Below are 14,611 nucleotides of genomic sequence, written 5' to 3' on the forward strand. Positions count from 1 at the left end.
GGCCGCCCACCCTACGAAAAACGGCACAAGTAGCCGCACGGGCTTAATTGGCCATGTTTTTCGCGACGATCGCATCGGTGGCCGCCTGCGCCTGCTGCAACGGCTGGTTGAGCACCGTCGTCGCATACGCCGGCGCCGGCGGCGCCACGGTGCCGAGCGCGCCGCCGCCCGGGTGGCTGATGTCCACGTCGACGGTGGCCGACAGCCCCACGCGCAGCGGATGCGCGGCCAGCTCCTTCGGATCGAGCGAGATGCGCACGGGCACCCGCTGCACGACCTTGATCCAGTTGCCCGTCGCGTTCTGCGCCGGCAGCAGCGAGAACGCGCTGCCGGTGCCCGCGCCGAGGCCCACGACCTTGCCGTGGTAGACCACCTTGCTGCCGTAGATGTCGGCCTCGATCGTCGCGGCCTGGCCCACACGGATGTCGCGCAGCTCCGATTCCTTGAAGTTGGCGTCGACCCACAGCTGGTCCAGCGGCACGATCGACAGCAGCGGCGCGCCCGGTGCGATGCGGCTGCCCACCTGCACGCTGCGCTTCGCGACATAGCCCGTCACCGGCGCCACGATGGCGTTGCGGCGCGCGGCGAGCCATGCGGCCAGATAGTCGGCCTTCGCGGCCAGCACGTTCGGGTGCTCGGCGGGAGCGACGCCGGCCACCGTCACGCGTGCCGCGGCCAGCTGCTTCTGCGCGACGTCCAACGCGGCCTTCGCATCGTCGACAGCGCGACGGGCATGCGCGACGTCCTCGCCGGAGACGACGTTGTCGGCCGCCAGCGGTGCCCGGCGCGCCAGGTCTTCCTGCTTCGCCTTCAACTCCACGCGGCGCTGCTCGACGACGGCCTCGTACTGCGCGACGCTCGTGTAGCGCTCGCGCTGCTGGCGCACCGCGGTGCCCAGCCGGGCCTCGGCCTGCGCGAGCGCGACTTCCGCATCGGACGGGTCGAGCCGGACGATTTCCATACCGGCCTGCACGAGCTGGGTCTCGTCGGCGCGGATCTCGACGACGCTGCCCGTCACCTGCGACGACACGTTCACGAGGTTGCCGCCGACATAGGCGTTGTCCGTCTCGACGCGCTTGGACAGGACCAATGCGTAATAGGCTGCGTAGGCCGCGCCGGCGGCGAGGAAGGCGGCCGTGATGCCGGCCAGGACGATGCGGCGTTTCTTGTTGTTCGGTTGGGTGTCGGTGCTCATGGTTTTACTTGGTGTCCGATTGGGTGAGGGCGTGCGCAGTCGCGTGATAGCCGCCGCCGAGCGCTTTCACGAGGGCGACCTGGGTTTGCAGGCGTGCATCCGTCAGTTGCAGGTCGACGTCGCGCTGGCGCAGCACGGCCTGTCTCGCCTGCAGCACGGCGGCGCGGTCCGCCAGGCCACGCGCCATTCGGGCCTCCGCGTTCGCCGCCAGCTTGCGGCTTGCGGCCGTCGTGGCGGCGTGCGCCTCCGCTTCCTTGGCGATGCCTTGCAACGTGGCCGCTTCGCGCGCGACGTCGCGCACGGCGTCGAGCACGGCCTCGTTGTACTCGGCCAGCAGTTCGTCGCGGCTGCTGCGCGCCTGGCCCAGCTGGGCGTGCAGGCGGCCGCTGTCGAACAGCGGGAGGTCGAGCGTGGCGCCCAGCAGCGGCGTGCGGCTCGGGTAGCGCAGCAGCTTGCCCAGCGACGTCGCATCGAGGCCGATGACGGCCGCGAGATTGATGTCGGGCCGGAACGCCGCTTCGCTGGCGGCCACACGTCCCAGCTGCGCCTCCACGCGCCAGCGCGCGGCCTGCAGGTCGGGCCTGCGCGCGAGCAGCTCCATGCCGAGTTCGCGCGGCACGGCATCGATGGCCGGTGCGGGCTGGAAGCGTGCGAGGTCGTTCAATGCCGTGGCGTCGCCGCCGATCAGCGCGCGCAAGCCTTCGCGCTCGCGCGCGGCGTCCGTATCGTAGCGTGCCGCCTGTTCCTGCAGGCCCGCGAGGTCCTGCTCGGCCGTCTGCAGGGCATCCACGCTGACGAGGCCATGGGCCATGCGCGCCTTGCGATCCGCGACGAGGTCGCGCTGCAGGGCGACGAGGGCATTCGTGTTGTCCTGGCGCGCCCACAGCATCTGCAGGCGCAGATAGCTTTGCACGACGGACGCCGCCAGCACCTGGCGGGCCTGCGCGGCTTCCGCGGCGGCCGCATTCGTCTCGCCCAGCGCGGCCGCGATCAGCGCGCGGTGCTTGCCCCACCAGTCGACGTCGTACGACGCGCGCAGCGCGACGTTCGCATCGTTGAACCACGCGCCCCCGATCGGTGGCGGGAAGAAGCCGTTCGACGAATAGCGCTGGCGGTTCAGGCTTGAGGCGAGGTCGACGCGGGCGCCTTCGTTGGCCGCCGCCACGCCAAATGCGGCGCGCGCGCTCGCGACGCGCGCGGCGGCCACTGCCAGAGTCGGGCTGTCGCGCAGGGCGCGCGCGACGAGCGCGTTCAGCTGCGGGTCGTGGTAGTCGAGCCACCACTGTTCCGCGGGCCACGCGTCGGCCGGCAGCCGGATGCTCGCGGCGTGCTGCGCATGCGCGACGTCGGGACCGTGCGCTTTGTCGGTGTCCGGCGGGACGCTGATGCAGCCAGACAGCAGCGCCAGCGCCGCGGCCGCGATGGGAAGAAATCGGATGTGTCGCACGTTGGGGTCTTTCGGTTATTCGAGGGCCGCGTGGTCCACCCGCGCGGGCGCGGCGGCGGCCTTGGGCGGGCGGATCAAGAGCAACATCGGGATCACGGCCAGGGTCAAGAGCATCATCAGGCGGTAGTCGTCGACGTACGCGATCATCGATGCCTGGCGCGTGATCTCGCCGTTGATGAGGGCGGGGCCGGCCTGCGTCGCCATGTCGTACAGGCTCATTGGATCGTGCACGGCCGGGTTGGCGGGATTGATCTGTGTGGCCAGCGAGGCATGCGCGATCTGCGTGTTGCGCACGAGGAGGGCCTGGACGAGCGCGATGCCGATCGACGAGCCGATATTGCGCACGAGGCTGTACAGCGCCGTGCCTTCCGCGCGCATCTGCGGCGACAACGTGGCGAACGTGGCGGCCGACAGCGGCACGAACACGAGGCCCAGGCCCACGCCCTGGATCACGCCGGGCCACACGATGTCGGACTGCGACAGCACGAGCGTGTAATGCATCATCTGCCACAGCGAGAACGCCGTGATGGCGAAGCCGACGCCCAGCAGCAGCCGGAAATCGACCTTGCCCGTCAGGCGCCCGACGATCATCATCGCGGCCATCGTGCCGAGGCCCGACGGCGCCGTCACGAGGCCCGCGAGCTTGGCGGGATAGCCCATCAGGCCTTGCAGCATCGTCGGCATCAGCGCGCGCGTCGCGAACAGCACCATGCCCACGATGAAGATCAGCAGCAGGCCCGTGACGTAGTTGGCGTTCTTCAGCAGGCGGAAGTCGACGAACGACTGGCCCGCCGGACGCGTCAGCGTGTGGCCGATGAAGTAGGCGAAGGCCAGTGTCGTCAGGATCAGTTCGACCCACGTCTCCGTGGACGCGAACCAGTCGTTCTGTTCGCCGCGGTCGAGCAGCATCTGCAGCGCACCGATGGCGACGGACAAGGTGACGAAGCCGAACGTGTCGAAACGGATGCGGCGCGCCGGATCGACGTGATGGATGTAGCGCCAGATGCCCCAGAACGCGAGGGCGCCGATCGGCACGTTGATGAAGAAGACCCAGCGCCAGCTGTAGCTGTCCGTCAGCCAGCCGCCCAGGGTGGGGCCGAGGATCGGGCCGATCATCACGCCCATGCCCCACACGGCCATCGCGGAGCCATGCTTTTCGCGCGGATTGATGTCGAGGAGGACGGACTGCGACAGCGGCACGAGCGCCGCACCGAACACGCCTTGCAGCATGCGCGCGACCACGATTTCCGTCAGCGTGGCCGAGATCCCGCAGAGCACGGAGGCGGCGGTGAATCCGGCGACGGAGACGAGGAACACGCGCTTCAGGCCGAAGCGGTCGACGAGCCAGCCGTTCAGCGGCGTCGCGATGGCGGCTGCCACGATGAACGACGTCAGCACCCACGTGATCTGGTCCTGCGATGCCGACAGCGACCCCTGCATGTGCGGCAGCGCCACGTTGGCGATGGTGCCGTCGAGGGCCTGGATGATCGTCGCCAGCATGATCGAGATCGTGATCATGGTGCGGTTGATCGGGCGGCCCGGCGGCGCCGCTGCGGCCGTGCTCACAGGGCGTCCTCGATGCGCTTGCGCAGCGTTTCCAGCAACGTGGTGGCGGCGGCCAGCGCGGCGGGGTCGACGTCGGCCAGCAGGTCGGCGCGGAATGCGGTGGCCTCCTTCATCACTTCGGCGTACACGGTGCGGCCGGCGTCCGTCAGGTGCACGAGCTTGACGCGGCGGTCCGTGGGGGAGGGCGCGCGCGTGACGAAGCCGTCGCGCTCCAGCCGGTCCAGCATCGACACCATCGACGGTCCCTCGACGCCGACCAGGTCGGCCAGCGCCCGCTGCGACATCGGCTCGGCCGACTTGGCGATCATCGCGATCGTGACCCAGCCGGATTGGCCGATGCCGAGGTGCTTGAGGCGCTTGTCCAGCGCCAGCCGCCACAGCCGCGAGCTCGTGTGCAGCGCGGCCGAGAAGCGTTCGGCGGAGGCTTCAGGTAGGTGACTCATCATTAGGCATGAAATAGATAGGTATCTATCGAGTTTAATTCATGGAAACAAACCGCGCAAGCGGCTGACGATTCGGGGTCAGAGCACGCTGCCCTGAATTTGCGGCAAACCGTGCTCTGACCCCAATTCCGCCGCTTCAGATCGGCGAGTCCGGTTTCTCCAAGGTGAACACGGCATGCACGTCGCCCGCGACGATGCCGCGCGCGTTCTTGATCGGCGGCGCGCGGTACGGTTCGAGGTGCGCACGGCGTCTGTCGTCCAGCAGGCCCAGCTGGTCGAGCACGGCGAACGTGGCCGGGTGCAGCGCGCGCGGAGCGCCGTCCGCCACCTTGATCGCGATGCCGAGGCCGGCCGAGCGGATGCCGATGGCCTGCACGGCATCTGCGCCAATCTTCGCCACCCAGTCGCCGCCGCCGGCCTGCATCCACGCGAGGTCCGTGCGCGCATCGCCCGACACCATGTCCGGGTGCGCCGTCATCGCGTCGAACAGGTCGCCCAGCGCGCTGCCCAGGCGCGCGTCCGGTCCCGGCTGCGCGAGGCGCGCGTACAGGTGCGCGAGGCGCGCGAGCGGCATCGCGTAGTTCGGCGCCGAGCAGCCGTCGATGCCCATCGGCAGCGTGTCCTCGGCCATCTGCACGCATTCGGCCAACGTCGCGCGGATCGCGCGCTGCAGCGGGTGGCCCGGGTCGACGTAGCCTTCGGTGGGCGCGCCGTGCAGCCGGCACCACGCGAGGAAGCCGCTGTGCTTGCCCGAGCAATTGTGGTGGACCGTGCGCCAGCGCCGTTCGGCCGGTACGGGCAGGCCCGCGGCGTCGTAGTACAGCGGCGCCGCGCAGCCGCAGGCGAGGTGCGTTTCGTCGAGGCCGATCTTGTCGAGGATAGCCGTCACGCCCACGAGGTGTTTTTCCTCGCCCGAGTGACTGGCGCACAGCAGCGCGAGTTCGGCCCGCGACAGGCCGAAGCGCGCCGGGCCGTCGTCGAGCACGAACGGCAGCGCCTGGAACGGCTTCAGCGCGGAGCGGGTGAACGTCATGAAGTCGGGATCGCCGGCCGACCACAGCAGCCGGCCGGCCACGTCGACGACGGCGATCGACCCGTAGTGAATGTTCTCGACCGCATAGCCGCCGGCAGTGTCGCCACCGGGCGGATAGCCACGCGTCGTGGCGACCAGGGGGACTGGATGCATCGGTCTTCTCCTTCGCTTGGATGGGCGTTCCGAAGCCGACACTCTAACGGATATCGGCCGCGCGGCGCGCCCCGAAGACGGCTTGAACGTTGTCAAAAACTATATGCACTCGCAGCAATTCGGGGCGGATTTTCGACCGTTCATCCTGCCTTTTCGACGGTTCGGCCCTTCGCCGATGACGCTGCGCCCGGGCCTTCCTACACTGTCATCACTCGCCGCACATTATCGATGCGGCGATATGAAAAACGGCAGGACCGTCAAGCGCTCGGCGATTGTTTTGAGAGCGAGGCAGTGGTCCATTCTATATTTCGTATCTTGATTCCGGAGCAATCATGCGTATCGCACCCGTCCTGGCTTTCATCGGCGCCGCCACCATCTCTTTGTCCGCGTTTGCCGACTCGTCCATCCCGCCGGCCGTGGCCGCCGGCAACCTCGCCTCGGTGCAGGTCAAGGCCGCGCACACCTACCTGAGCAAGGGCGACGCCGAGCACATGCGCGGTTCGTTCGAGCTGTCCGACGGCCGCACGATCACGGTGACGAACAAGATGAACAAGCTGTTCGTCGACCTGGACGGCAAGCACGAAGAACTGATCCCCGTCGGCGCGACGAAGTTCGTCACGCGCGACACGGGTACCCGCGTCGCGTTCGACCGGGTGCCGTACGCGGTCGAGGTCGTCGTCGACCAGGCGGCGCGCTGATGCCTCGCGCAGAACACGGCCGGCCTGGCCGATGCGGTCCGGGCCGGCACCTTTCACCGCGGCGCGCACGGGCCGCATGTCAGATTGGCGCGCCGAAGCGTCCCGCCTGATAATCGACGATCGCCTGCTGGATCTCCGCGCGCGTGTTCATCACGAACGGCCCGTGCGCCACGACCGGTTCGCGCAGCGGGAACGCATGGCCCAGCAGCAGGATGCTGTCGTGGTCGGCGCGGATCTCCAGTTCGTCGCCCGCCGGTTCGAACTCGGCCAGGTGGAACGCGCTGACCGTCTCCGGGCTGCACTCGATCACGCCGCGCACGACGTACAGGAACACGTTGCGGTCCAGCAGGCCATCCACGTGCAGGCGGCTGCCCGCCTTCATCTCCACCGTGCACAGCGACACGCCCGTCAGCGATTTTATGGGCCCCGTCACGCCGCCATGCGTGCCCGACACGAGGTGCACGCGCACGCCGGCGCCATCGTCCACGACGGGAATGTCGTCGCGCTGCAGTCCGATGTAGCGGGGCGCCGTCATCTTCAGCGCGGCCGGCAGGTTGACCCACAGCTGCAGGATCTCGAGCGGCCCGCCGCGTTCCATGAATTCGCGCGGCGACACTTCCGCGTGCACGATGCCGCGGCCGGCCGTCATCCATTGCACGCCGCCGGGGCCGATCACGCTTTCGTGGCCCGCGCTGTCGCGATGCGCGAGCAGGCCGTCGAGGATGAACGTGACGGTCTCGAAGCCGCGGTGCGGATGCGGCCCGAACGGCAGGCCGTGGTTATGCGGCGGATAGACCTGCGGACCATGATGGTTGAGGAACAGGAAGGGGTCGACCTGGTCGAGATGCGGGCCCGGCACGGGACGCTGCGTGATGAGGTCGCCGATGTCGTCGCGCAGCGCGGGGTGGACTCTGCGGATGATCTTGTACGTCATGTTCGTTTCCTTTGAATGGGTCGCCGATACGATAACGGATTGCGGGAGGGGAGGTCGCCAGCGCCGTTTGCGCAACCCTGCTAGACTCGTTGCGCATTTGCAATCATGGAGACAAGACAATGACCAAGAAGACTTGCGCACGCAACCTGGCGGCGGCCATCAGCCTCGCCTGGGCAGCCGGCGCGATGGGCGCGCCGACCGCCGCCCCGGCCGTACCGAGCAGCACCGCGATCAAGGCGGCCAAGCACGCCGTCACCGCCTACCGTGACGACGTCGTCGACACGCTCGCGAAGCTCGTCAGCTACAACACGGTGGCCGACAAAGACATCCCGTGCGAACGCAACCCGCGCCACCAGGCGTTCAAGACCTATCTGCACCAGGAAGCGGACCGGCTGGGCCTGGACTTCGCGGACTACGGCTGCGTGGCCGTCGTCGGCCTGGGCAAGAGTGACGATCGCGTGGGCCTCGTCGCGCACGGCGACGTGCAGCCCGTCGACCCCACCAAATGGAAGAAGTCGCCGTTCGAACTGGACCGCACGAGCGAGCCGGGCCGCCTGCTGGCGCGCGGCGCCGAGGACGACAAGGGCCCCATCGCCACCGCGCTATATGCGATGAAGTCGCTGAAGGACATGCACGTGCCGCTGTCCAAGCGCATCGAACTGTACGTCTACATGGCCGAGGAATCGGACTGGGGTCCGCTGGAAGCGTTCATGAAGACGCACACGCTGCCGCAGATGAACATCACGCTCGACGCCGAGTACCCGGCCGTGACGGCGGAGAAGGGCTACGGCACCTTGGCCGTCACGATGCCGAAGGCGGCCGCGCCGGCCCCCGCGACGGCGCCGTACGTGAAGGCATTCAAGGGCGGCTTCTTCGGCAGCCAGATTCCGGAAGACGCGCAAGCGACGGTCGCCAACGCGACGCCCGAACTGGAAGCGCAGATCCGCGCGCGCGCCGGCAAGCAGACGGGCATGCACTACCAGTTCGAGTGGAAGGACCATGACCTCGTCGTCACGGGCAAGGGCCTGTCGGCACACTCGTCGAAGCCGGAAGACGGCGTCAACGCCATCAGCATGCTGGCCGATGCGCTGGCCGTGCAGCCGTGGCCGGACACGACCGCCGGCGCGCTCGTCAACTTCCTCAACGAGATGGTGGGTACCGGCTACTTCGGCGAGAAGTTCGGCAGCATCGCCTACCGCGACGCATTCATGGGCCCGATGACGTTCGCGCCGACGGTGATCCGCCAGCACGACGACGGCGGCATCGAAGTGGCGATCAACATCCGCCGCCCGCAGGGAAAGACGGCCGAGCAGCTGACGAACGAGATCAATGCCGCGCTCGCGCAATGGCAGGGCGCGCACGTGCAGCCGGCGGACGTGAAGATGCAGATCGGCGACCCGTGGGTCCAGCAGGACGCGCCGCAATTGCCCGTGCTGATGAAGACGTTCTCGTACTTCACCGGCATCAAGGATGCGAAGCCGATCGCCATCGGCGGCGGCACGAATTCGCGCCTGTTCCCGCATGCCGTCAGCTTCGGCCCGGCGATGCCGCACACGGTCTACACGGGCCATTCCGAACACGAGTTCATCACGACCAAACAGTTGCTGCTGAACCTCGAGATGTACACGGCCGTGCTGGCCGAGCTTGCCAAATAAACCTCCTCTGCGGGCACGGTTGACGTGCCCGCATCCTTCCTTCCCCAAGACACATTTCGACCCCGGCCGCGGCCGCCCGCGGGGGTGCAACACGCCATTGGCCGCTCGGCCGTCATGTAGGTCGTCTTCTCGCCGAAAAGTGTAAATCCTTCCATAAGTTTTGTAGGTTTGAGCCTACGTCGACTTGGTCTTCATAGGGGAAAAATCCCTCTGCGAAGGCGTTTCCCTAGGAGAGACAGCAGGCCGGGCCAGGGCCGCGCTGGACGCTCCCGTGCGCCCCGTTGATTGTCGGAAAAGCTAGACCTGACCCCCAGAAAATGTGGCGAAAACTGCATGATAGGATCAGGCCTGACGGCGACCGGTTACCAACCTTCGATGCCATGCACAGCCAAGACCTGATAAAACCTGACGGAAGACAGATGACGTTGTACAGCGGCCGGCCGATCCCGGAAGGCATCGTCGCGACGAGTCCGTTCGCCGAGCCGCAGCACGCCAACCCGCACCTGCGCTGGCATCCGCTGCGCGGCGAGTGGGTCACGTATGCCGCGTTCCGGCAGAACCGCACGTATCAGCCGCCGCCGCAGTACAACCCGCTGGCACCCACGCGCGACCCCGACCACCCCACCGAAATGCCGGCCGGCGACTACGAGATCGCCGTGTTCGACAACCGTTTTCCTTCGCTCGCGCTCGATGCGCACGAGCCGCCGACACTCACCGTGCCGACGGCGCCCGCGAACGGCAAATGCGAGGTGGTCGTGTTCACGCAGGACCCGCAGACGGCGCTCTCCCGCCTGCCGCTGACGCGCATCGAATTGCTGCTGGAAGTGTGGGGCGACCGCACGCGCCGCATGGGCGGCCAGCACCACATCCAGTACGTGCTGCCGTTCGAGAACCGCGGCGCCGAGGTGGGCGTCACGTTGCACCATCCGCACGGCCAGATCTACGCGTACCCGTTCGTGCCACCGGTGCCCGCGCGCCAGCTGGCGCAGGAGCGCGAGTACTTCCTGCAGCACGGCACGAACCTTCTGACGGACATGGCGCGTGCCGAGTCTGACGACGGCAAGCGCGTCGTGTTCGAGGACGAGCACGCGATCGCGTTCGTGCCCGCGTGCGCCCGCTACCCGTACGAGGTGTGGGTGATGCCGACGGCGCCCTGCCAGGACTTCGCGTCGCTCGCGCCGGCACAGCGCAAGAGCCTCGCCTGCGCGCTGAAGACGGTGCTGCTGAAGTTCGACTGCCTGTGGGAGCGCCCGTTCCCGTATCTGATGACGTGGTACCAGGCGCCGACGGACGGCGCCGACCACCCGGAGACGCAGCTGCACTGCCAGTTCTATCCGCCGTACCGCACGCGCGACCGGTTGAAATACCTGGCCGGCACGGAGCTCGGCGCCGGCATGTTCGCGATGGACGTGTTGCCCGAGACGACGGCGTACGAACTGCAGCAGGTCGACGTGCGGCTGGAGGCCGCGGCATGAGCGCGCTGCCCGACGTCCGCGCCGCCGAGGTGGCCGACAAGCTCGCGCTGCTGCGCGCCGCGCTGGCCGAGACGGGCGCCGGTGCCGTCCGCCTGCGCGGCATCGACTGGTTCGCGTGGGCGACGGCGGGCGGTGACGCGTCCGTGCTGCTGGCGGCCGATTGTGGCGTCGGCGAGGTGCTGGTCACGCGCGACGAGGCCGTGATCCTGACGGACGCCATCGAGGCCGAACGCCTGCGCATCGAGCACGTCCCGGCCGGCTTCACGTTCCACATCGCGCCGTGGGCCGAGACGGACCTGCACGACACCTATGTGCTGGGCGCGGCACGCGGAGGCGCCGTCCTGTCCGACCGGCCGCGCAGCAATAACGGCAACAGCGAGTCGGCGCTGCCCGCGAGCCTGCGCCTGCGCCGCATGGTGTTGCTGCCGTCCGAGCAGGACCGCTACCGCGCACTGGGCCAGGAAGCGGGCGCCGCGATGGCGGAGACGCTGCGTGCTGCGCGCCCGGAATGGACGGAACTCGAATTAGCCGCGGCGGGCGCCCAGGCGTTGTGGCGGCGCGGCATCCAGCCCGCGCTCGTGCTGGCCGCGGGCGCGCGCCGCTTGCAGGCGTTCCGCCATCCCGTGCCGACACACGAACCGCTCGGCGCGCGCGCGATGCTCGTGTTCTGTGCGCGCCGCCATGGCCTCGTCGCGAGCCTGTCGCGCGCCGTCGCGTTCGGGCCGCTGTCCGACGACGAGCGCAATGCGGAGGCCGACCTGCTGCAGGTCGAAGCGACGGGGCTCGACGCCGTGCGTCCGGGACAGTCGCTGGCCGCCGTGTACCACGCACTGGAAGCCGCGTACCGCCACGTCGACCGGCCGGACGCGATCCGCGAGCACCACCAGGGCGGCATCGCGGGCTATGCGGCGCGCGAGATCGTCGCCAGCCCCAGCATCGCCACCGGCATCGAGACGGGGATGGCGTTCGCGCTCAATCCGAGCTTCGCGGGCATGAAGGTCGAAGACACGTTCCTGCTCGGCGCGAACGGGCTGGAGAACGTGACGCTGGGCGCGGACTGGCCGACGACGACAATCCAGGGCCGCGCGCGGCCCACATGGCTGGAGGTGACATGAACGATCCCGAGACCTTCTTCGGCGGTGCCCCGGAGGCGCACGCATCGGCGCCAGGCCGCGTCAACCTGCTGGGCGAGCACACGGACTACAACGACGGCTACATGCTGCCCGTCGCGACGCCGCAGGCGACTTCCGTCGCGCTCGCGCGCAGCCACGACGACCAGCACCACCTGTATTCCGGCACCCTCGACGGCAACGTGACGTTTGCGGCGAAGGGCGGCAGTGCGCCGCAAGGTTTCGGCAGCTATATCGAAGGCTGCATCCGCCTCGTGGAAGCGACGGGCGTCACGGTGCCACCGCTGCGCGTGTTCGTGACGACGAATCTGCCCGTCGGCTCCGGCCTGTCGTCGTCGGCCGCCCTGGAAGTGGCGATGCTGCGCGCCATGCGCAACCTGCTCGGCTTCGCGCTGGACGACGTGAAGCTCGCGCAGATCGCGCAGCGCGCCGAGATCGAATACGCGCGGGTCAACTGCGGCATCATGGACCAGATGGCGTCGAGCCTGTGCGACGAGCGCAACATGCTGTTCATCGACGCCCGCACGTTGGAACACCGCCTCGTGCCGATGCCGGCGGGGACGGAGCTGATCGTCGTCGACTCCGGCGTGCCGCGCACGCTCGCGGCCAGCAAGTACAACGAACGCCGCGCCGAATGCGAGGAAGCGTCGCGCAAGCTGGGCGTGAAGGCCTTGCGCGACGTGACCGATCCGGCGGCCGTCGAGAGCCTGCCCGAGCCGCTGCGCCGGCGCGCGCGCCACGTCGTGCTGGAAGACTTGCGCGTGCTGGAAGCGGCCAAGGGCGTGTCGCCCGAACGCTTCGGCGCACTGATGAACGCGTCGCACGAAAGCCTGCGCGACGACTACGAAGTTTCGATTCCCGAGCTCGACCAGCTGGTGGCCGCGTTGCGCGCCGCCCCGGGCGTGCTCGGTACACGCCTGACCGGTGCCGGCTTCGGCGGCGCTACCGTGGCTCTTTGCCGCGCCGGCCAGGCAAGACAGGCAGCGGAAACTGCACTCTCCACCTACAACAAAGCTGGACGCCAGGGACGCATCCTGATCCCGGTCCCGACCCAAGGAAAGGAAAACAATGAGCCAGTTTGAGTATCCCCGCCCGCAGCTGGTCCGCGACAATTGGATCAACCTGAACGGTAAATGGCGCTTCCGTTTCGACGACGAGCTTGTCAACAAGATGCCGGATGGCGTGACCGGCTGGACCCACGAGATCAACGTGCCGTTCGCGCCCGAGACGGAGATGTCCGGCATCCAGGACACCGGCTTCCACCGCTTCTGCTGGTACGAGCGCGACTTCGAGCTGATGCCGTCGGAGAGCCGCGTCATTCTGCACTTCGGCGCCGTCGATTACCTTGCGCGCGTGTGGGTCAACGGCCAGCTCGTGGCCGAGCACGAGGGCGGCCACACGCCGTTCCGTGCCGACATCACGTCCGCGCTGAATACCCACGGCAAGCAGACGGTGACCGTGTTCGTCGAGGACGACCCGGCCGACCTCGCGAAGCCACGCGGCAAGCAGGACTGGCTGCTGGAGCCGCACTCGATCTGGTACCCGCGCACGACCGGTATCTGGCAGACCGTGTGGATCGAGCAGGTGGCGCGTACGTTCATCCAGACCGTGCGCTGGACGCCGCTGTTCGAAACCTTCGAGATTGGTTGCGAAGTCTTTGCCGGCGGCGACATCCAGGAAGACATGTTCGTCGAGGTCAAGATCTGGCACGGCAAGCAATTGCTGGCGGACGATAACTACAAGCTGCTGGCCGGCGAGGCGAACCGCAAGATCGCGCTGTCCGACCCCGGCATCGACGATTCCCGCAACGAGTTGCTGTGGAGCCCCGAACGTCCCACGTTGCTGGACGCGGAGGTCATCCTGCGCTGTGGCGACACCATCGTCGACCACGTGAAGTCGTACACGGCGCTGCGCTCGTTCCACATCAACCGCGACCGCCTGCTGCTGAACGGCCGCCCGTATCCGCTGCGCCTCGTGCTGGACCAGGGTTACTGGACCGAGTCGTTCATGACGGCCCCGTCCGACGAGCACCTGAAGCGCGACGTCGAACTGGCCAAGCTGATGGGCTTCAACGGCGTGCGCAAGCACCAGAAGATCGAGGACCCGCGCTACCTGTACTGGGCCGACAAGCTGGGCCTGCTCGTGTGGGAAGAGATGCCATCGGCTTATCGCTTCGCCCCGCGCGCGATCACCCGGATGGTCAAGGAATGGACGGAGGCCATCGAGCGCGACTACAGTCACCCGTGCATCATCGTGTGGGTGCCGTTCAACGAGTCGTGGGGCGTGCCGAACCTGACATTGACGCAGGCACATCGCAACGCCGTCGAGGCCTTGTACCACCTCACGCGCACGCTCGATTCGACGCGCCCCGTGATCGGCAACGACGGCTGGGAAGCGTCCGCGACCGACATCCTGGGCATCCACGACTATGACTGCAACCCCGAGAAGCTGAAGGCGCGCTACGAGGTCAGCGACCCCGTGCGCACGCTGTTCGATCAACGCCGTCCCGGCGGACGCATCCTCACCTTGGACGGCTTCCCGCACCGCGGCCAGCCCATCGTGCTCACCGAATTCGGCGGCATCGCATTCGACCCGAACGCGACGCCGGAAGACGGCACGTGGGGCTATACCCGTGCCCATACGGCCGAGAGTTATCACGCGCTGTACCAACGCCTGCTGAAGGTGGTCAACGAGACCTTCATGTTCAGCGGCTTCTGCTATACCCAGTTCGCCGACACGTTCCAGGAAGCGAACGGCCTGCTCAACGCGGACCGTACACCCAAGCTGCCTTTCGAAGTGATCAGCGCGGCCACGCGCAACGTCGCCCTCGAACCCAAGGACGTGGAAGAGGAGGGAGACAAACCGGGCCAGGCGTAACCGCT

At 68.1% G+C, this 14,611-nt stretch carries 12 protein-coding genes; 6 read left to right on the forward strand and 6 right to left on the reverse strand.

The features are described from left to right. Nucleotides 1–43 precede the first annotated feature (43 nt). From NX784_RS19530 to NX784_RS19550, 5 genes are all read right to left on the reverse strand, one after another. Entirely contained in the window at nt 44–1,195 is a 1,152-nt protein-coding gene (locus NX784_RS19530) for an HlyD family secretion protein (protein ID WP_258818364.1), read from the reverse strand. 4 nt (nt 1,196–1,199) lie between these two features. Further along, complete coding sequence (locus NX784_RS19535) at nt 1,200–2,642, reverse strand: efflux transporter outer membrane subunit (RefSeq protein WP_258818365.1); 1,443 nt, start codon at nt 2,640–2,642, stop codon at nt 1,200–1,202. Nucleotides 2,643–2,657: 15 nt separating this feature from the next. Beyond that, on the reverse strand, nt 2,658–4,160 hold the full coding sequence (locus NX784_RS19540) for an MDR family MFS transporter (protein WP_258818497.1): 1,503 nt from the start codon (nt 4,158–4,160) through the stop codon (nt 2,658–2,660). Nucleotides 4,161–4,204: 44 nt separating this feature from the next. Further along, nucleotides 4,205–4,651 carry a MarR family winged helix-turn-helix transcriptional regulator gene (locus tag NX784_RS19545; RefSeq protein ID WP_258818366.1) on the reverse strand — a complete coding sequence of 149 codons (447 nt, stop codon included), beginning with the start codon at nt 4,649–4,651 and terminating at the stop codon, nt 4,205–4,207. A 136-nt stretch (nt 4,652–4,787) separates the two neighbouring features. After that, nucleotides 4,788–5,837 (reverse strand): asparaginase, encoded by a 1,050-nt coding sequence (locus NX784_RS19550; RefSeq protein ID WP_258818367.1) that lies wholly within the window; start codon nt 5,835–5,837, stop codon nt 4,788–4,790. Between the two features lie 332 nt (nt 5,838–6,169). On the opposite strand from NX784_RS19550, the gene NX784_RS19555 reads away from it, so the two are divergent. After that, complete coding sequence (locus NX784_RS19555) at nt 6,170–6,535, forward strand: hypothetical protein (RefSeq protein ID WP_258818368.1); 366 nt, start codon at nt 6,170–6,172, stop codon at nt 6,533–6,535. Nucleotides 6,536–6,614: 79 nt separating this feature from the next. Here NX784_RS19555 and NX784_RS19560 read toward each other — a convergent pair whose 3' ends face one another. Next, a complete protein-coding gene (locus tag NX784_RS19560) occupies nt 6,615–7,469 on the reverse strand; it encodes a pirin family protein (protein ID WP_258818369.1) in 855 nt (284 codons plus the stop codon). Nucleotides 7,470–7,588: 119 nt separating this feature from the next. On the opposite strand from NX784_RS19560, the gene NX784_RS19565 reads away from it, so the two are divergent. The 5 genes from NX784_RS19565 to NX784_RS19585 all read left to right on the forward strand — a co-directional run bounded on the left by NX784_RS19565 (nt 7,589) and on the right by NX784_RS19585 (nt 14,606). Then, nucleotides 7,589–9,124: a dipeptidase gene (locus NX784_RS19565; protein ID WP_258818370.1), complete on the forward strand. Its 1,536-nt coding sequence runs from the start codon at nt 7,589–7,591 to the stop codon at nt 9,122–9,124. A gap of 419 nt (nt 9,125–9,543) precedes the next feature. Then, nucleotides 9,544–10,599 carry a galactose-1-phosphate uridylyltransferase gene (gene galT, locus NX784_RS19570; protein ID WP_258818371.1) on the forward strand — a complete coding sequence of 352 codons (1,056 nt, stop codon included), beginning with the start codon at nt 9,544–9,546 and terminating at the stop codon, nt 10,597–10,599. After that, complete coding sequence (locus NX784_RS19575; RefSeq protein WP_258818372.1) at nt 10,596–11,714, forward strand: M24 family metallopeptidase; 1,119 nt, start codon at nt 10,596–10,598, stop codon at nt 11,712–11,714. The genes galT and NX784_RS19575 overlap by 4 nt, the downstream gene beginning before the upstream one ends. Further along, complete coding sequence (gene galK, locus NX784_RS19580) at nt 11,711–12,811, forward strand: galactokinase (protein WP_258818373.1); 1,101 nt, start codon at nt 11,711–11,713, stop codon at nt 12,809–12,811. Before NX784_RS19575 ends, galK begins: the two co-directional genes overlap by 4 nt. Further along, nucleotides 12,798–14,606 (forward strand): glycoside hydrolase family 2 protein, encoded by a 1,809-nt coding sequence (locus NX784_RS19585; protein ID WP_258818374.1) that lies wholly within the window; start codon nt 12,798–12,800, stop codon nt 14,604–14,606. The genes galK and NX784_RS19585 overlap by 14 nt, the downstream gene beginning before the upstream one ends. The last annotated feature ends 5 nt before the right edge of the window (nt 14,607–14,611 follow it).

The organism is Massilia pinisoli (genome assembly GCF_024753285.1).
Taxonomy (GTDB): Bacteria; Pseudomonadota; Gammaproteobacteria; order Burkholderiales; family Burkholderiaceae_D; genus Telluria; species Telluria pinisoli.